Genomic DNA, 18,792 nt, shown 5'->3' on the forward strand with positions numbered 1-18,792 from the left:
TCGAGCGGGTGACAGCGGGACAAGGGCCTGCCCTCGGCGCCCGACGGCACGGCGGGCAGCAGGCATCTCCATTCGGTTTTCCGGCATATCCGGAGTTGGCTGCGCCTCGGGCGAATTCGGAAGGCATGTCAGAAAACAGGCGACATGCCAGCCGCCGTTTACCTCGGGCGGCGAAAGGAAGCGATCACGTTCGGGTTATGTTGCCGCTGCGGGCGGCCCCGGTTGCGCACGCGCCGGCTTCGGCCATGGCCGTGCCCATGCTAATCTTTGCGCGACACCGAGGCCGGCGGACACCCCATGCAGCGTGACGGCAACAGTTGGCGCGAGGGCGCGGCAGACCTCACCGTTCCGTTTCGTCAAACCGCCCATGATGCATTGGCTCCGCTCATCCGGCGCTATGTCAGCCGCGGCCCGGCCTGTCCGTGCGGCCACCGGCTGACGCAGCAGCTCAAGGCCCTCGAAGCCGAAGCGATCGAGATCATGCGCGAGGTGGTGGCCCAGGCTGCCAACCCGGTGCTGCTCTATTCGATCGGCAAGGATTCGACGGTGATGATGCACCTGGCGCGCAAGGCGTTCTTCCCGACGCCACCGCCGTTCCCGTTCCTGCACATCGCCACCACCTGGGACTTCCGTGACATGATCGCCTATCGCGATCTGCTGGTCCAAGCGCTCGGCGTCGAGCTCAGGGTGCACACCAACGCCGAGGGCCTGGAGCGCGGCATCAGCCCGATTGCCTCCGACCCCGGCGTCCACGCGCGGGTGATGATCACGGAAGCGCTGAAGCAGGCGCTCGACCAATGGACGTTCGACGCCGCGTTCGGCGGCGGCCGCCGCGACGAGGAGAAGAGCCGCGCCAAGGAGCGGGTGTTCTCGTTCCGCTCGGCCCAGCACGCCTGGGACCCGCGCAACCAGCGGCCCGAGCTGTGGAACCTCTACAATGCCCGCGTCGCCGCCGGCGAGTCGATGCGGGTGTTCCCGCTGTCGAACTGGACCGAGCTCGACGTCTGGAGCTACATCGCCGCCGAGGACATTCCCGTCGTGCCGCTCTATTTCGCCAGCGACCGGCCGGTCGTCGCCCGCGACGGCGCGCTGATCCTGGTCGACGACGACCGCCTGCCGGTGGCAGCCGGCGAGGTGCGGCTGCGCCGCGTCCGTTTCCGCACGCTGGGCTGCTATCCGCTCACCGCCGCCATCGAGTCGGCCGCCGAGACCGTCGACGACATCATCGCCGAGATGCGCGCGGCCACCACCTCCGAACGCCACGGCCGCCTGATCGACCATGACGAGGCCGCGTCGATGGAGATCAAGAAGCGCGAGGGCTATTTCTGATGACGGCGCCGCCCGCCGCGCCCGCCGACGACCGGCCGCCGCTGCGCGTCATCACCTGCGGCTCGGTCGACGACGGCAAGTCGACGCTGATCGGCCGGCTGCTCTACGATTGCCGGCTGATCCTCGACGACCAGCTCGCCGCCGTCGCCCGCGACAGCCGGCGGCACGGCACCGTCGGCGACGACCTCGATCTCGCCCTGCTGGTCGACGGCCTCGCTGCCGAACGCGAGCAGGGCATTACCATCGACGTCGCCTACCGCTTCTTCCGCACCGGCCGGCGCGCCTTCATCCTGGCCGACACCCCCGGCCACGAGCAATTCACCCGCAACATGGCGACCGCGGCCTCGACCGCGGAGGCCGCGGTGGTGCTGGTCGACGCGCGCAAGGGCGTGTTGGCACAGACCCGGCGCCACAGCTTCATCTGCGCGCTGCTCGGCATCGGCACGGCAATCCTGGCGGTCAACAAGATCGACCTGGTCGACGCCTCGGAGGATACATTCAGCCGCATCGCCGCCGACTACCGCAAGGTCGCGGCGCAACTCGGCCTTCGCACCGTCGTTGCGATCCCGGTGTCGGCGCGCTGGGGCGACAACGTCGCCATCCGCTCCGCGCGCACGCCGTGGTACGGCGGGCCGACGGTGGTGGAGGCTTTGGAGAGCATCGACGTCGCCGGGCACGCGCCGGAGCGGCCGTTCCGCTTTCCGGTGCAGTGGGTGAACCGGCCCGGCGCCGATTTCCGCGGCTATGCCGGCACGGTGGCGTCGGGCGCGGTCGCGGTCGGCGATGCGGTGGTGGTGGCAGGATCGGGACAGCAGAGCACGGTGGCGCGCATCGTCACCTTCGACGGCGACCGCGCCGTGGCCTGTGCCGGCGACGCCGTGACGCTGGTGCTGGCGGACGCGATCGACCTTGCCCGCGGCGATCTGCTGGCGCCGCCGCAGCACCGGCCGGTGGTGGCCGACCAGTTCTCGGCACAGCTGGTGTGGATGAGCGAGCAGCCGATGCTGCCCGGCCGCTCCTATCTGATGCGGATCGGCACCGCGATGCTGCCGGTACGGGTGACGACACTCAAGCACCGCATCGACATCGGCGACTTCGGCACCGTTCCGGCACGCACGCTGGCGCTCAACGATATCGGCGTGGTGAACGTCGCCACCGCGCGCCCGGTGGCGTTCGACGCCTATGCCGACAATCGCCGCACCGGCGCCTTTATCCTGATCGACCGCGACACCAACGCAACGGCAGGCGCCGGCATGGTGCTGTTCCCGCTGCGGCGGGCCGCCAACATCCATCGCCAGCGCCATACCGTCGACAAGCGGGCGCGGGCGGCGCTGAAGCAGCAGCGCCCGTGCATCGTGTGGTTCACCGGGCTGTCGGGGTCGGGGAAGTCGACCATCGCCGACCTGGTCGAGAGGACGCTGCACGCCCGCGGCATTCACACCATGCTGCTCGACGGCGACAATGTGCGGCTCGGCCTCAACCACGACCTCGGCTTCACCGACGCCGACCGGGTCGAGAACATCCGCCGGGTCGGCGAGGTAGCCAAGCTGTTCGTCGAGTCGGGGCTGGTCGTGCTGTGCTGCTTCATCTCGCCGTTCCGGGCCGAGCGGCAGATGGTGCGGGGCTTGGTCCAGCCCGAGGAGTTCTGCGAGGTGTTCGTCGACACCCCGATCGAGGTCTGCATCGACCGCGACGCCAAGGGCCTTTACCGCAAGGCGCTGGCCGGCGAGATCCCGAACTTCACCGGCATCGGCAGCCCGTACGAGCGGCCGGATGCACCCGAGATCACCATCGCCACACTGGCGGAGCCACCGTACACTGCCGCCGAGCGGGTGGTGGACTGGGTGCTCGCCCGCATTCAGCCCGGCGGCCAGCCCACCGGCGCGGCCGGCACAAGTCACGGCAGCGCTCAGGCTTGATCGGGCGGCGGCTTGATATCGATGGCGTGGCCGGCGCGGTCGCGCTTGGCTGAGAGATAGCGCAGATTGGCGGCGGTCTGGCGGCCGAACACGCGCTCCTCGGCCACCACCTCAAGGCCGGCCGTCCGCAACGCGTCGGTCTTCACCGGGTTGTTGGTGAGGAGGCGCACCTTTGTCACGCCGAGTTGGCGCAGCATCGCGGCGGCGAAATCGAACCGGCGGCCGTCGGGGTCGAAACCCAGCGCCTCGTCGGCGTCGAAGGTATCGAAGCCTTGGCTCTGCAGCTGGTAGGCCCGCATCTTGTTGGCAATCCCGGTGCCGCGGCCCTCGTGGTCCAGATAGAGGATGATGCCGCCGGCACCGGCCGCCATGCGGCGGGCGGTGTCGCGCAACTGGTCGCCACAGTCGCAGGCCAGGCTGCCGAACAGATCGCCGGTCAGGCAGGCCGAGTGCAGCCGCACCGGCACCACGCCGGCGAGGTCGGGCCGGCCGACCACCACCGCCACCTGGTCGCGCAGGCCCTCGCCGCCGCGGAACACCACGAACTCGCTGTCAGGCGCACCCGCCAGCGGCACCGGCCCGCGGCCGACGATGCGCAGGCGCTGGACCTCGCCGGCGCGGTAGGCGGCGATCGCGCTCGCCGCGACCCGCAGCACGCCGGCATCCGGCGCGGCGACCTCTGCCAGCACCATCGCCGGCAGCACCAGAGCGAGACGGGCGAGTTCGAGCGCGACGTCGTCGAGCGGTACGGCCGGGCTCACCGGCGCGTCGATGGTGGCGTCCAGCGCCAGGGTCAACCGTTCGATCCGGGCGGGATCGAGCCGCGGCAACGCCACGACCCCCGGCCTGGCCCGCTCCAGCCCGAGCCGGCGCAGCCGCGCCGCCGGCAGGACCAGCCGCGCCGTGCCCGCCGCCAACGCGCCGAATTCCGCCGCCAGTGTCGCGTCGAGCCCCTCGGCTGCGACCGCCAGCACCGCGGCGGCGCCGTCCATGATCGTCACCGGGCGACCGGCACGGATTTCAGCCAGCGCCCGCTCGACCGCCACATGTTCGTGCTGCAACCTCATCGTCCACTCTTCACCGCGGCCGCATGTCAAAACCGCATCGGCCTGCCTATCAGAACCGGAGCCATCCGGCATCATTTGGCGTTGCAGCATATTTCATCAGCGGCGCTGCCCTGATCAGCGCCGCTCGCGGAAGAACGCCTTCAGCAGCGCGGCCGAGTCCTGCTCGGCCAGGCCGCAATAGACCTCGGGGCGGTGGTGGCAGGTCACGCTGGCATAGAGCCGGACGCCGCTCTCCACCGCGCCGCCCTTGGGATCGCTTGCGCCGTAATAGAGCCGGCGGATGCGCGCGAACGAGATCGCCGCCGCACACATCGGGCACGGCTCCAGCGTGACGTAGAGGTCGCAGCCGATCAGCCGCTCCGAGCCGAGCGCGGCCGCCGCGGCGCGGATCGCGATCATTTCGGCGTGCGCGGTGGGGTCGCGCAATTCCAGCGTGCGGTTGCCGGCGCGGGCAATGACCACGCCCTGTTTGACGATGGCGCAGCCGATCGGCACCTCGCCGCGCGACGCTGCAGCGCAGGCCTCCGCCAACGCAATGTCCATGAATGAGGGCCGCACCGCTCGTATTCCTCCCCGCGCCATGCTACAGGCGCCCCTCTTCCCTTCAAGGCACGGAACCGCCATGCCCCGCAAGCCGACGGACGAGGGTCCGCGCCGCTCGTCCCGTCCCCATCGCACGCCCCGCGCCGGAACACCCGCCGCAGACGGCGCCAAGCCCGGTTTCCGCAAGGGGCCGGCGAAATTCGGCCCACGGCCGAACGCTGGCCCGCGCCCGGAGTTCGATGCGCGTCCGGAGCGGCCGATGTTCGGCAAGCCGCGCACCAAGACCAGCCTGAAACGGCCCGCCCGCGCGGACTTGCCGGAGCCGGTGCTGAAGGAGCGTGAGCGCATCGCCAAGGTGATCGCCCGCGCCGGTCTCGGCTCGCGCCGCGAGATCGAGGAATGGATCGAGGCCGGCCGGGTGGCCGTGAACGGCGAGTTGCTGGACAGCCCGGCCTTCACCGTCTCCGACGCCGACCGGATCGAGGTCGATGGCCAGCCGCTGCCGGAGAAGGAGCGCACCCGCCTCTTCCTGTTCCACAAGCCGCGCGGCCTCGTCACCACCACCGACGACCCCGAGGGCCGGCCAACGGTGTTCGACGTGCTGCCCGCCGGCCTGCCCCGCCTCGTCAGCGTCGGGCGGCTGGACTTCAATACCGAGGGCTTGTTGCTGCTCACCAATGATGGCGGGCTGGCGCGGGTGCTCGAACTGCCGGAGACCGGCTGGCTGCGCCGCTACCGCGTGCGCGCGTTCGGCGAGGTGACGCAGGATCAGCTCGACAAATTGCGCGAGGGCGTCGAGGTCGAGGGCATGCAGTATGGCCCGATCGAAGCGACGCTCGACCGCGAGCAAGGCTCCAATGTCTGGATCACGGTGGCGCTGCGCGAAGGCAAGAAGCGCGAGATCCGCACCGTGCTCGGCGCGCTCGGCGTCCACGTCAACCGGCTGATCCGAGTATCGTTCGGCCCATTTCAACTCAGCGAACTGACCGAGGGCGCCATCGAGGAAATCAAGACGCGAGTGCTGCGCGAGCAACTCGGCGAGCAACTTGCGGCGCTGGCCGGCGTCGATTTCGACGCCCCGGTGCGCGACTATAGCGAGGCGGCACGGCCGCCGCGCGAAGCCCCGACGCGGGCGGAGCGACCGGGGCGCGATGAGCGCTCGGGACGTGACGATCGCCCGGCACGCGGCCGCTTTGACGCGCGCGAAGAGCGTGGCGAGCGGCGTGGACGACCGGAGCGGAGCGACCGGCCGCTGCGCGAGCCGTCCAATCTGCGCAAACCCAGCATCTGGCGCGCCCCGCCCGACGGCGATGCCCCGCTGATGAGCCGGCTGCCGCGACGCGAGCGCCAGGCGATCCCGCCGGCATCGGAGGATCCGCGGCCCAAGCGGCGCGGCCAGACCGAGGACCGCAAGGGCCGCAGCGTCGTTGTCGAGCGCATCGCCTCGCCGGCGCCCGTGGCTGCACCGAACCCGGCCGAAACCGAGCGCCCGTTCACACCGCGTGGCGACCGGCCCGACGGCGATCGTCCGTTCAAGCCCCGTGGCGATCGGCCGTTCACACCGCGCGGCGACCGTCCCGACGGTGACCGCCCGTTCAAGCCCCGTGGCGATCGGCCGTTCACGCCGCGCGGCGACCGTCCCGAGGGCGACCGCCCGTTCAAGCCCCTTGGTGATCGGCCGTTCACACCGCGCGGCGACCGGCCCGAGGGCGACCGCCCGTTCAAGCCCCGTGGCGATCGGCCGTTCACGCCGCGCGGCGACCGGCCCGAGGGCGACCGCCCGTTCAAGCCCCGTGGCGATCGGCCGTTCACACCGCGCGGCGACCGTCCCGACGGTGACCGCCCGTTCAAGCCCCGTGGCGATCGGCCGTTCACGCCGCGCGGCGACCGTCCCGAGGGCGACCGCCCGTTCAAGCCCCGTGGTGATCGGCCGTTCACGCCGCGCGGCGACCGTCCCGAGGGCGACCGCCCGTTCAAGCCCCGTGGTGATCGGCCGTTCACACCGCGCGGCGACCGGCCCGAGGGCGACCGCCCGTTCAAGCCCCGTGGCGATCGGCCGTTCACGCCGCGCGGCGACCGTCCCGAGGGCGACCGCCCGTTCAAGCCCCGTGGCGACCGGCCGTTCACACCGCGTGGCGACCGGCCCGAGGGCGACCGCCCGTTCAAGCCCCGTGGCGACCGGCCGTTCACACCGCGTGGCGACCGGCCCGAGGGCGACCGCCCGTTCAAGCCCCGTGGCGACCGGCCCGAGGGTGACCGTCCGTTCAAGCCCCGTGGCGATCGGCCGTTCACACCGCGCGGCGACCGGCCCGAGGGCGACCGTCCGTTCAAGCCCCGTGGCGACCGGCCGTTCACACCGCGCGGCGACCGTCCTAGCGGCAAGTTCGGTGGCAAGCCGGGTGGACGTCCCGGTGGCAAGCCAGCATTCGACAAGCCTCGCGGCCCGCGGCGGCCGCGTCCGGAATAGGCCATGCGCATCGTCGGGGGGCGGTTCAAGGGCCGCGTGCTGGCGAGCCCGACCTCGTACGACGTCCGGCCGACCTCCGACCGGCTGCGTGAGAGCCTGTTCAACATCCTCGCCCACGCCTATGGCGCGCCAGGCGAGGATGCGCGGGTGCTGGACCTGTTCGCCGGCACCGGCGCACTCGGACTGGAGGCGGTGTCGCGCGGGGCGCGCTTTGCCGCCTTCGTCGATGACGGGGCCGAGGCGCGCGGCCTGATCCGCGCCAATATCGACGCGCTCGGCCTCGCCGGCGCGACGCGCGTGCTCCGGCGCGACGCCACCAAGCTCGGCCCGGCCGGGCCGTTCGAGCCGTTCACGCTGGTGTTCTGCGATCCGCCCTACCGCCACGGCCTCGCCGAGCGGGCACTGGTCGCCGCGCGCGACGGCGGCTGGCTGCGGCCGGAAGCGCTGGTGGTGGTGGAGGAAGCAGCCGAGGCCGGCTTCGTGCCGCCGGACGGCTTCACCGAGTTGGACCGCCGCCCATACGGCGAAAGCGAGATCGCGATCCTGCAGCGCGCCAACGGTTGAGTTTCACCGCCTCCCGAACAGCCGCTCGATCTCCGCGAGCGAGAGCGCGACGTAGGTCGGCCGGCCGTGGTTGCACTGGCCGGCGTTGGGGGTCGCCTCCATCTCGCGAAGCAGGGCGTTCATCTCCTCCGGGCGCAGCCGGCGCCCGGCACGTACCGAGCCGTGGCAAGCCATGGTGGCGGCGACGTGCAGCAGGCGCCGCTCCAGCGGCAGCGCGTCGTCCCACTCGGCGAGGTGGTCGGCGAGGTCGCGCACCAGCTTCACCACGTCGGTCTCGCCGAGCAACGCCGGCACCTCGCGCACCATCACCGCGCCGGGGCCGAAACTCTCCAGCACCAAGCCAAACGTCGCCAGCGCGTCGGCGCGGGCGGCCAGCCGCGCCGCATCGTCGGGGTCGAACTCGACCACCGCCGGCACCAGCAGCATTTGCCGCGCGATGCCGCCCCCGGCGAGTTGGCGCTTCAGGCGCTCATAGACCAGGCGCTCATGGGCGGCGTGCTGGTCGACGATCACCAGCCCCTCGGCCGTCTCCGCGACGATGTAGGTCGAATGGAGCTGGGCGCGGGCAGCGCCAAGCGGATGGCTTGCCGGCTCCGCGAGCGGCGGCGCGGCGTCAGCGCGGGCATCGGCCGACGGCGCGAAAGCCGCGAACGACGCCTGCCGCGCCTCGGCGAAGCCCGGCGGTGCCGCGGGCGAAACATCCGCCCGCCAGCCGGCGATACCGGTCGGCCGCGGCGCGCTGATCGGCCTGAGGCTGTCGACCGGGCGCGGCGACGCGGCCGAGCGGTGGCTTTCGCCTCCCAGCGCCGCGCGCAGCGCCGACACCATCAGCCCGCGCACCAGCCCGGCATCTCTGAAGCGCACCTCGGTCTTGGCGGGGTGGACATTGACGTCGACCTCGCGCGGGTCGAGCTCGATCCACAGCGCGGCGGCAGCGAACCGCCCCGACGGTACGAGGTCGGCGTAAGCTGCGCGCAGTGCGCCGATGAGGAGCTTGTCCTTCACCGGACGGCCGTTGACGAACAAATACTGCGCCAGCGCGTTGCCGCGCGCCACCGCCGGCAGGCCGGCGACGCCGGCGAGCCCGACGCCATCCTTCTCCGCCAGCACCGGCACCGCGTTGGCGCGGAAGTCGGGCCCGAGGATGTCGCCGACCCGCGCAAGCCGTGCCTCGACCCCGGTGCCGCGCGCGGCATAGCTGACCGGGTCGCGCTCGTCGGCGACCACAGTGAAGGCGATGTCCGGCCGGCTCATGGCGAGACGCTTGACGACGTCGACCGCGGCGGCGGTCTCGGCGCGCTCGGTTTTCAGGAACTTCAGCCGCGCTGGGGTGGCGAAGAACAGATCCCGCACCTCGACCCGAGTGCCGGCGCTGAGCGCCGCCGGCCGGAGCCCGGATTTGTTCCCGGCCACCACCTCGATGGCATGGGCCTCGCCGCCGCTGGTGCGCGAGGTGATAAGGAGCCGCGCCACCGAGCCGATCGAGGGCAGCGCCTCGCCGCGAAAGCCGAGCGATGAAATGGCGAGCAGGTCGGACTCGGCGGTGAGCTTGGAGGTGGCGTGGCGCTCGACCGCCAGTTCGAGGTCCGCAGGGGTCATGCCGGCGCCGTCGTCGCCGACCCGAATCAGCCGGCGGCCGCCGCCATCGACGATCACCTCGATGCGGGACGCCCCGGCGTCGAGCGCGTTCTCGACCAGTTCCTTGACCACGGAGGCCGGGCGCTCGACCACCTCGCCGGCGGCAATGCGGTCGACCACGACCGGGGGCAACAGGCAAACCGGCATTGATGAGCCTTCAAATGCGAAACCGCCGCCAGTCTAGCAGACCGGCGGCGGCGCGAAATGTGGTCGGTCAGGGTGGGCGGCGATCAGAACCGCAGCCGCCGCGCCCGCTTGACGTGCGGGATCTTCTCGATGGCGCGCAGAAGATCGTCGGACACCTCCTCGTCCACCGCCACCAGGCAGATGGCGTTGCCGCCCGCCTTGTCGCGGCCGAGGTTGAAGGTGGCGACGTTGACGCCGGACTCGCCCAGCAGCGTGCCGAACCGGCCGATGAAGCCCGGCTTATCGTCGTTGCGGATGTAGATCATGTTGGGCGCGAACTCGGCGTCCATGTCGATCCAGCGGATCTCGACCATACGTGGCTTGCCGTCCTGCAGCACGGTGCCGGCGGCGTGGCGCGGCATGTCCTCGGCCTCGACCACGATGCGGATCAGGCTCTCGTAGTCACCCTCGTGCGAGCTCTTGACCTCTTCGATGGTGATGCCCTTCTCCTTCGCGATCGCCGCGGCGTTGACCATGTTGATCTCGGAGAGGAAGGGACGCAGCACGCCGGTGATGGCGGCGGCGTTGATGGCGCGGGTGTTGAGGCTGCCGACCGCGCCTTCGTATTCGATGCGGATGCCCTTGATCGGCGCCTCGGTGAGCTGGCCAAGGAAGGCGCCGAGCTTTTCGGCGAGCGCCACGAACGGCTTGATGCGGGGCGCTTCTTCCGCCGAAATCGAGGGGAAGTTCACCGCATTGGTGATGGCACCCTGCAACAGGTAGTCCGACATCTGCTCGGCGACCTGCAGCGCCACGTTCTCCTGGGCCTCGGTGGTGGAGGCGCCAAGATGCGGCGTGCACACCACGTTGGGCAGGCCGAACAGCGGGTTGGCGGTGGCCGGCTCGTCGACGAACACGTCGAACGCAGCTCCGGCGACCTGGCCGGACTTGATGGCGTCCGCCAGCGCCGCCTCGTCGACCAGGCCGCCGCGGGCGCAGTTGATGATGCGCACGCCCTTCTTGCATTTGGCGATGGCGTCGGCGTCGATGATGTTGCGGGTCTTGTCGGTCAGCGGCGTGTGCAGCGTGATGAAGTCGGCACGGCGCAGCAGCTCGTCGAGTTCGACCTTGTGCACGCCGAGCGCCACCGCGCGCTCGTCCGACAGATAGGGGTCGAACGCGATGACCCGCATCTTCAGGCCGACGGCGCGGTCGGCGACGATCGAGCCGATATTGCCACAGCCGATGACGCCGAGCGTCTTGGCAGTGAGCTCGACGCCCATGAACTTGTTCTTCTCCCACTTGCCGGCCTGGGTGGAGCGGTCGGCCTCGGGGATCTGGCGCGCCAGCGTCATCATCATGGCGATGGCGTGCTCGGCGGTGGTGATGGAGTTGCCGAACGGCGTGTTCATCACGATCACGCCGCGGGTGGTGGCGGCCGGGATGTCGACATTGTCGACGCCGATGCCGGCGCGGCCGACCACCTTGAGACGCGTGGCGCTCTCCAGGATCTTGGCGGTCACCTTGGTGGCGGAGCGGATGGCGAGGCCGTCATAATTGCCGATGATCTCGGCCAGCTTATCCTTGTCCTTGCCGAGCTGAGGCTGGAAATCGACCTCGATGCCGCGATCCTTGAAGATCTGAATGGCGGCCTCGGACAGCGCGTCCGAGATGAGAACCTTGGGAGCGGTCATGGTGATGTCTCGATGAAAAAGAGCTGCAGGTCGGCCCTCGACCGTTCGAGACGGACGCATTCGCGACCTTCTGAGGACGAGGGCCTCGCGCTGTCCCTCATCCGGTGGCGCGAGCGCTTGCGCGAGGCGTCTCGAAGGACGAGGGCGATGGCAAACGGACGTGCTCAGGCGGCCTTGGCGAGCTGGGCCTTGGCAGTCTCGAACGCCCAGTCGAGCCAATGGGTCAGGGCTTCGACGTCTGAGGTCTCCACCGTGGCGCCGCACCAGATGCGAAGGCCCGGAGGGGCGTCACGATAGGCGCCGATGTCGAGCGCGACCTTTTCCTTCTCCAGCGCCGAGACGATCGACTTGGCGAACGCCGCCTGCTGCTCGTTCGACAGCGCGGCGATGGTGGGGTCGACCACCTTCAGGCACACCGACGTGTTGGAGCGGATCGCCGGGTCGCCGGCAAGAAAATCGACCCACGCCGTCTTGGCCGCCCAATCGGCCAGCACCTTGGTGTTGGCGTCGGCACGGGCGATCAGGCCCTTCAGGCCGCCGACCGAGCCCGCCCACTCCAGCGCGTCGAGATAGTCCTCGACCGCCAGCATCGACGGCGTGTTGATGGTCTCGCCCTCGAAGATGCCCTCGATCAGCTTGCCGCCGGAGGTGAGGCGGAAAATCTTCGGCAGCGGCCACGGCGGGGAATAGCTGGTGAGACGCTCGACCGCGCGCGGCGAGAGGATCAGCATGCCGTGGGCCGCCTCGCCGCCCAGCACCTTCTGCCAGGAGAAGGTGGTGACGTCGAGCTTGTCCCAGGCGAGATCTTGCGCGAACGCCGCCGAGGTGGCGTCGCAGATGGTGAGGCCGTCACGGTCGGCGGCGATCCAGTCGCCGTTCGGAACCCGCACGCCGGAGGTGGTGCCGTTCCAGGTAAACACCACGTCCTGGGTCTTGGTGTCGACCTTGGCGAGGTCGACGATCTGGCCGTAGCCAGCCTTGAGGACGGTGACGTCCTTCAGCTTGAGCTGCTTGACGACGTCGGTGATCCAGCCTTCGCCGAAGGATTCCCAAGCCATCATGGTGACCGGGCGGGCGCCGAGCAGCGACCACAGCGCCATCTCGACCGCGCCGGTGTCGGAGGCCGGCACGATGCCGATGCGATAATCAGCGGGAACGCCGAGCACCTCGCGCGTCAGATCGATGGCGCGCTTGAGCTTGCCCTTGCCGAGCTTGGCGCGGTGCGAGCGGCCGAGGGCGGCGTCGTTGAGGGCTGCAAGGGACCAGCCGGGGCGCTTGGCGCAGGGGCCGGAAGAAAAATGCGAAACAGCCGGCCGCACGCCGGGCATCGTCGTCGTCATGGTATCCATCCTCTCAGATGGGCGCCCCTCGTTGGGGAGAGGTGTCCCGCGCGAGGGGCTACGCCAGGATGGCACAGCGGTCAAGCTTCAACACGCATTGAGGCGGCCCGCGCACGAAAAAAGGCGCGGCCGGGGTGGCCGCGCCTTGTGCGAAGGTGGCTAGAGACGCAGGTGGCCACAGACTCAGTCGATGGTGTAGCGGATGCCGACGCGGACCTCGTGCGCGGAGATATTGTCGGTCTTGACCTTGATGGCATTGAAGTCGGCGTCGAGACCGGACTCCGCCTTGCCGAGATCGACATAGCGATAGCCGACATCGAGCGAGGCCTTCGGGGTGAACTGGATCGCAAGACCGGCCATCACCGCCCAGGCGAGTTCCCAGTTGCTGCCGCCGGCGAAGACCGGGTCGCCGTAGAGGTCATGCCACTTGCGGGTTTCGTGATAGGCGGCGCCGATGCCGGCCCCGACATAGGGCGTGATGCCGGACCAGGTGCCAAGATCGAAATAGCCATTGAGCAACGTCGACCACGTCGTCAGCTCGCCGAACAGTTCGCCCATTATTCCGGTGAATTGCGCATTGGCGCGATAGTCGGCGGTCACATCGGCGCGAAACCAGTCAAAGTTGTAGCCGTAGCCGGCGCCGATCGACCAGGTGTCTTCCAGCTTGGCGCTGGAATCGTGGGCCGATGCCAAGCCGCCAATGACATAGTCGGCCGACACGTTGGTGTATCCGGTCCAGCCGACGTCACCGCGCAAATACCAGCCGGAGCCATATTCTTCCAGCATGGGGGGCGGAGCCGGGCGGGCAATGCCGACGTCGGCGGCGGGAGCCTCGCTCACCGCGGCAACGCCGATGGCAAGCACGAGAGCGAACAGGGTAGCGGGCTTCATGGAAGGCTCCGGAGGCGGAGAACAGGCGTCCCGATGCTCCGGAACCGCGCGTGCAGGCCGGGCGGCGGTTCGGAACATGGGACTCGAAGCGGCGAAATGACCTCCGACAGCGCGCCGTCGCGGCGCCACCCTTGAGCCGGGGAGGCCAGGGCCCGCAGATGTCATCGGCCGGGGCGGGAACCGGCGTGCGGCGCCCGCCCCGCGTGCGAGGTCAGTACTTCCGCACCACGACCGGCGGCGGCGCGTCATAGCCACCGAGCGCCCACCGCATTGCGAACTTCACGTCGTGGGAGGTGAGGTCGTGGAAGGTGGTCGGGTTGTGCACAACATTCGTGCCATCGTAATTGATGACATCATCGGTCTTGCCATCGCCGAGGCTGAGGTAACGATAGGCCAGTTCGACGGTGAATGCCGGCGTCACGTGGTAGGCGAGACCGGCATGCAAGGCCCAGGCGAAGTTCCATTGGGAGTGGGAACCCGCGTAACCACCTCCGGCGGTTCTCACATTGGCATCATCGTAGTCGCCGATGGTGACCTCGGCCACACCCAGGCCGACACCAACGAACGGCGTGATGTTGTACCATGTACCAAGATCCAGATACGCATTGGCAAGGAACAGCCACTCTGATTTTGTTGCATTATAGGTATCTGCTGCAAAATCGTTGACTGAGGTATCGTAATATCTATCGAGCGCGCGGAAGGACGTCGTGCCGCGGTATTCGCCGGTCAAGTCGGTCCTGAACCAGTTATTGAACTGATATCCGATGCCGAGGCCGAACAGCCAGCCGCTGTCGAAGCTGCCTTTGTTGAGCACTTCATACTGCGGCGCGGTGTCGCTCAGGATATTGTGATACCGGTCCAGCTGCTGGTTGGTCATGCCGATATCGCCGCGCAGATACCAACCGCTGAACTCTTCGATCACCGGAACGCGCTCCAGCAACGGCATGTCCGCCGCGATTGCACAGCTTGTCGTCAGCGCCCAGACACCGGCCGCAAGCGCGAATGTCTTTGAGCCGTTCATCTCCAATTCCCTCCGAATGGCAGGGCAACGGAATCAGCCAGCCCACGCCGGTTTACACACATCCGGAAGATTGACAGCCAAGTATTAAAGAGCACTTAACCTTAATTCTTAACCACGCGAGCTTACTTCTGATTCGCTAGCAGGTTGCAGTGTAAACACATTGTTAACCTTACCAATGCTTAAACGTGGCCGCGGCGCCGCCGCGAGGGCGCGCCCGGCCTGCTTGCGTGGCAGGCCCCTGGGTGGGTTCAGAGCGGCGAGATAGCGGTTGGAGACGCGCGCTCCCGGCGCCCGCGCTTGCCGAGACGCCGAGGCTGCACTGGTCACGCCCACATAGAGCATGCCCACATAGAGAATGTCCGGCCACGCCCAGGCCGGCTCGCGGCGAGCGAGGCCGGGCGAGGCCGGGCGAGGCCGGGCGAGCCCGCGTCGGCTCGCCCAACCGCTGCTGTCGAGAACGTTCCGGTGAAGCTGCCGCTTCGGGTCAGGCCGCGACCGCAACCTTGGCCACGGCGTCGATGACGTCGTCGACCACCGCTTCGATCAGGTCGCGGTCGTCGCCCTCGGCCATCACCCGGATCACCGGCTCGGTGCCGGACGGGCGGATCACCAACCGGCCGTCATTGCCGAGCCTTTGCTTGGCATCCTGGATTGCGGCGAGCACCAGCGCGTTCTCCAGCGGCTTGCCGGAGGCGTAGCGGACGTTCTTCAGCACCTGCGGCAGCGGCTCGAACTTGTGGCAGATCTCCGAGACGCGCTTGCCCGACCGCACCACCACGTCGAGCAGCTGCAGCGCCGCCAGCAGGCCGTCGCCGGTGGTGGCGTGGTCGGCCAGGATGATGTGGCCGGACTGCTCGCCGCCGACATTGTAGCCGTGCTCGCGCATGCACTCGAGCACGTAGCGGTCGCCGACTGCGGTACGCTCCAGCGTGAGGCCAAGCCCACCAAGATAGCGCTCCAGCCCGAGGTTCGACATCACGGTGGCAACGATGCCGGGCTTTGTCAGCCGGCCGTCGTGGTGGAAGCTGTCGGCGATCACCGCCATCAACTGGTCGCCGTCGACGATATGGCCCTTCTCGTCGACGATGGTGACGCGGTCGGCGTCGCCGTCGAGCGCGATGCCGATGTCGGCGCGCATCTCGCGCACCTTGGCGCTCAGCGCGTCGGGCTCGGTCGAGCCGCAGTCGCGGTTGATGTTGAAGCCGTTGGGCTCATCGCCGATGCGAATCACCTCGGCGCCGAGTTCCCACAGCGCGTCGCCCGCCACCTTGTAGGCGGCGCCGTTGGCGGTATCGACCACGATGCGCAGACCGTTGAGTTCGAGATTGCGCAGCAGCGTGCGCTTGGCGAACTCGACATAACGCGCCTGCACGCCCTCGATGCGGGTGGCGCGACCGAGATCGGCCGACTTGGCGAGACGCTTGTGGAGATCGGCCTCGAGCAGCGCCTCGATTTCGAGTTCAACCTCGTCGGACAGCTTGTAGCCGTCCGGCCCGAACAACTTGATGCCGTTATCGTCGTAAGGGTTATGGGAGGCGGAGATCATCACGCCGAGGTCGCACCGCATCGAACGCGTCAGCATGGCGACCGCCGGCGTCGGCATCGGCCCGACCAGGAACACGTCGAGGCCGACCGAGAGGAAGCCCGCGGTCATCGCCTGTTCGATCATATAGCCGGACAGGCGCGTGTCCTTGCCGATCAGCACCCGATGGCGGTGCTCGCCGCGCATGAACATGAGGCCGGCGGCCATGCCAACCCGCAGGGCGAGATCCGCCGTCAGCGTGCCGTTATTCGCCTTTCCGCGAATGCCGTCGGTCCCGAAATACTTACGCACCATGCCTTGATCCTTGGTTGCCGGCCGGCGGCCGGCTGTGGCGCCGCGGCATTCCGATCATAACCGGCCCTGGCGCGACGACGTTCAATATTCGTTGCTGAACCTATCGCACCCCGTTGCCGGCGGCGAGTCCGCCATGGCAGCGGACCTCGTTTAGGAACAGGGATTTGGTTTAGGAACAGGGATTTGGCGGATCGGCCGCCGGAATGGCTGGTTGCAGCGGGCACCGGCGGGCGGGCCCGGCGGATGACTTGTCCGTCCCGCTCCGGTAGAGTTCCATCGGTTGCTCTTGGAACTGACAGCACGATAACACCAGTCAAATCGGGAGGAGCACATGCCGGAACGGGACACGCAACAGCCGCTTTGGCAGCCGAACCCCGAGCGGGTGGCCGCCAGCAATCTTGCCGCCTTCATGCGCGCCGCCGAGCCGATCGCCGGGCGGCGCTTTAGCAGCTACGCCGAGTTGCACGCCTGGTCGGTCGAGCACCGGCCGGCGTTCTGGGACCTGATCTGGGACCATTGCGGGGTGATCGGCGACAAGGGCCCGCGCATCCTGATCGACGATGCCATGCCCGGCGCCCGCTTCTTCCCCGACGCCCGGCTCAATTTCGCCGAGAACCTGCTGCGCCGCAACGACGCCACCACCGCGCTGGTGTTCCGCGGCGAGGACAAGCTGGAGCGCCGCCTGAGCTGGGCCGAACTGAACGCCCTGGTATCGCGGCTTCAGCAGGCGCTGGCCGCGGCCGGGGTCGGAGTCGGCGACCGCGTCGCGGCGATGCTGCCGAACCTGCCAGAAGCCATCGCGGTGATGCTCGCGACCGCCTCGCTTGGCGCGGTGTTCTCGTCCTGCTCGCCCGATTTCGGCGAGCGCGGCGTGCTCGACCGCTTCGGCCAGATCGAGCCCAAGGTGCTGGTGTCGTGCGACGGCTACTGGTACGCCGGCAAGCGCATCCTGATCGCCGACAAGCTCGCTGCGGTCACCGCCAAGCTGCCGACGGTCGAGAAAGTGGTGATCGTGCCCTATCTCGGCGACGCCGGAACCATTGCGGCGAGCCTGCCGAACGGCGTCGCGCTCGCCAAATTCCTCGGGCCGTTCCAGGCCAAGCCGGTCACCTACGTCCGGCTGCCGTTTGCGACCCCGCTTTATATCCTCTATTCGTCCGGCACCACGGGCGTGCCGAAGTGCATCGTCCACGGCGCCGGCGGCACGCTGCTGCAGCACCTGAAAGAACATCGGCTGCACTGCGGCGTGAAGCCGGACGACCGGGTGTTCTATTTCACCACGCTGGGCTGGATGATGTGGAACTGGCTGGCCTCGGCGCTGGCCAGCGAGGCAACCGTGATCCTGTTCGACGGCTCGCCGTTTGCGCCGACCCAGACCGTGTTGTTCGACTACGCCCAGTTCGAGCGGGTGACGGTGTTCGGCACCTCGGCGAAATACATCGACGCCTGCAAGAAGGCCGGGCTCGAGCCCGCCCGCACGCACAATCTGTCCGCCCTCGAACTGATCACCTCGACCGGATCGCCCCTGGCGCCGGACTGCTTCGACTGGGTCTATCGGGCGATCAAAAGCGACGTGCACCTTGCCTCGATCTCCGGCGGCACCGACATCGTGTCGTGCTTCGTGCTCGGCGATCCGACCTCGCCGGTGTGGCGCAGCGAGATCCAGGCGCCGGGCCTCGGCATGGCGGTCGACGTGTTGGGCGAGAGCGGCACGCCGATCCGCCAGGAGCGCGGCGAGCTGGTGTGCACCAAGGCATTCCCGTCGATGCCGGTGAAGTTCTGGAACGACCCTGACGGTGCCAAATATCGTGCTGCCTATTTCGAGCGCTTCCCCGGCGTGTGGTGCCACGGCGACTTTGCGGAGTGGACCGAGCACGGCGGCATGATCATCCACGGCCGCTCCGACGCAACCCTCAACCCCGGCGGGGTACGGATCGGCACCGCGGAGATCTACGCCCAGGTCGAGCAAATTCCGGAAGTGATCGAGGCAATCGCCATCGGCCAGGATTGGGAGCACGACGTGCGGGTGGTGCTGTTCGTGCGGCTGAAGGACGGCGTCGAACTCGACGACGCGCTGACCAAGCGGATCAAGGACCGCATCCGCGCCGGCGCCTCGCCGCGTCACGTGCCGGCCAAGATCCTGCCTGTCGCCGACATTCCGCGCACCCGCTCGGGAAAAATCACTGAACTCGCGGTGCGCGATATCGTCCACGGCCGGCCGGTGAAGAACACCGAGGCGCTGGCCAATCCGGAGGCGCTGTCGCTGTTCGAGGGACTGGGCGAGCTCACGACATAGTCTGCCGCGGGCGCCACGGCGCCGACACTCGGTCGGGGCCGGGAAATGCAAATGGCCGGG

The 18,792-nt window shown here is 68.9% G+C and carries 13 protein-coding genes; 5 read left to right on the forward strand and 8 right to left on the reverse strand.

Features of this window, described 5'->3' with window-relative positions; translation table 11 throughout:
* Nucleotides 1-480: 480 nt before the first annotated feature.
* Nucleotides 481-1,329, forward strand: coding sequence for a sulfate adenylyltransferase subunit CysD (cysD, locus tag BVIR_RS14745; RefSeq protein WP_055038936.1), 849 nt, complete (start codon nucleotides 481-483; stop codon nucleotides 1,327-1,329).
* Nucleotides 1,329-3,248 (forward strand): sulfate adenylyltransferase subunit CysN, encoded by a 1,920-nt coding sequence (cysN, locus tag BVIR_RS14750; RefSeq protein WP_055038326.1) that lies wholly within the window; start codon nucleotides 1,329-1,331, stop codon nucleotides 3,246-3,248. The genes cysD and cysN overlap by 1 nt, the downstream gene beginning before the upstream one ends.
* Here cysN and ribA read toward each other — a convergent pair.
* Nucleotides 3,239-4,315 carry a GTP cyclohydrolase II RibA gene (gene ribA / locus BVIR_RS14755; protein WP_055038327.1) on the reverse strand — a complete coding sequence of 359 codons (1,077 nt, stop codon included), beginning with the start codon at nucleotides 4,313-4,315 and terminating at the stop codon, nucleotides 3,239-3,241. The two genes, cysN and ribA, sit on opposite strands and share 10 nt — an antisense overlap.
* Before the next feature lie 114 nt (nucleotides 4,316-4,429).
* A complete protein-coding gene (locus BVIR_RS14760; RefSeq protein WP_082417205.1) occupies nucleotides 4,430-4,858 on the reverse strand; it encodes a nucleoside deaminase in 429 nt (142 codons plus the stop codon).
* A 259-nt stretch (nucleotides 4,859-5,117) separates the two neighbouring features.
* On the opposite strand from BVIR_RS14760, the gene BVIR_RS14765 reads away from it, so the two are divergent.
* Nucleotides 5,118-7,325: a pseudouridine synthase gene (locus BVIR_RS14765; RefSeq protein WP_055038329.1), complete on the forward strand. Its 2,208-nt coding sequence runs from the start codon at nucleotides 5,118-5,120 to the stop codon at nucleotides 7,323-7,325.
* A 3-nt stretch (nucleotides 7,326-7,328) separates the two neighbouring features.
* Nucleotides 7,329-7,889: a 16S rRNA (guanine(966)-N(2))-methyltransferase RsmD gene (gene rsmD / locus BVIR_RS14770; protein ID WP_055038330.1), complete on the forward strand. Its 561-nt coding sequence runs from the start codon at nucleotides 7,329-7,331 to the stop codon at nucleotides 7,887-7,889.
* Between the two features lie 3 nt (nucleotides 7,890-7,892).
* Here the strand turns inward: rsmD and mutL are convergent, their stop codons facing one another.
* The 6 genes from mutL to glmM all read right to left on the reverse strand — a co-directional run bounded on the left by mutL (nucleotide 7,893) and on the right by glmM (nucleotide 16,433).
* The gene (gene mutL / locus BVIR_RS14775; protein ID WP_055038331.1) at nucleotides 7,893-9,674 is read right to left on the reverse strand and encodes a DNA mismatch repair endonuclease MutL; all 1,782 of its coding nucleotides are present in this window, start codon (nucleotides 9,672-9,674) and stop codon (nucleotides 7,893-7,895) included.
* 83 nt (nucleotides 9,675-9,757) lie between these two features.
* Nucleotides 9,758-11,347, reverse strand: coding sequence for a phosphoglycerate dehydrogenase (serA, locus tag BVIR_RS14780; RefSeq protein WP_055038332.1), 1,590 nt, complete (start codon nucleotides 11,345-11,347; stop codon nucleotides 9,758-9,760).
* A 164-nt stretch (nucleotides 11,348-11,511) separates the two neighbouring features.
* Nucleotides 11,512-12,687 (reverse strand): phosphoserine transaminase, encoded by a 1,176-nt coding sequence (locus tag BVIR_RS14785; RefSeq protein WP_055038937.1) that lies wholly within the window; start codon nucleotides 12,685-12,687, stop codon nucleotides 11,512-11,514.
* Between the two features lie 183 nt (nucleotides 12,688-12,870).
* Nucleotides 12,871-13,578, reverse strand: a complete 708-nt coding sequence (locus BVIR_RS14790; protein ID WP_055038333.1) for an outer membrane protein — start codon at nucleotides 13,576-13,578, stop codon at nucleotides 12,871-12,873.
* Between the two features lie 211 nt (nucleotides 13,579-13,789).
* Nucleotides 13,790-14,599, reverse strand: coding sequence for an outer membrane protein (locus tag BVIR_RS14795; protein WP_055038334.1), 810 nt, complete (start codon nucleotides 14,597-14,599; stop codon nucleotides 13,790-13,792).
* A 484-nt stretch (nucleotides 14,600-15,083) separates the two neighbouring features.
* Nucleotides 15,084-16,433, reverse strand: coding sequence for a phosphoglucosamine mutase (gene glmM, locus BVIR_RS14800; RefSeq protein WP_055038938.1), 1,350 nt, complete (start codon nucleotides 16,431-16,433; stop codon nucleotides 15,084-15,086).
* Between the two features lie 334 nt (nucleotides 16,434-16,767).
* On the opposite strand from glmM, the gene BVIR_RS14805 reads away from it, so the two are divergent.
* On the forward strand, nucleotides 16,768-18,732 hold the full coding sequence (locus tag BVIR_RS14805) for an acetoacetate--CoA ligase (protein WP_055038335.1): 1,965 nt from the start codon (nucleotides 16,768-16,770) through the stop codon (nucleotides 18,730-18,732).
* Nucleotides 18,733-18,792: the final 60 nt, after the last annotated feature.

Source organism: Blastochloris viridis (assembly GCF_001402875.1).
Taxonomy (GTDB): domain Bacteria; phylum Pseudomonadota; class Alphaproteobacteria; order Rhizobiales; family Xanthobacteraceae; genus Blastochloris; species Blastochloris viridis.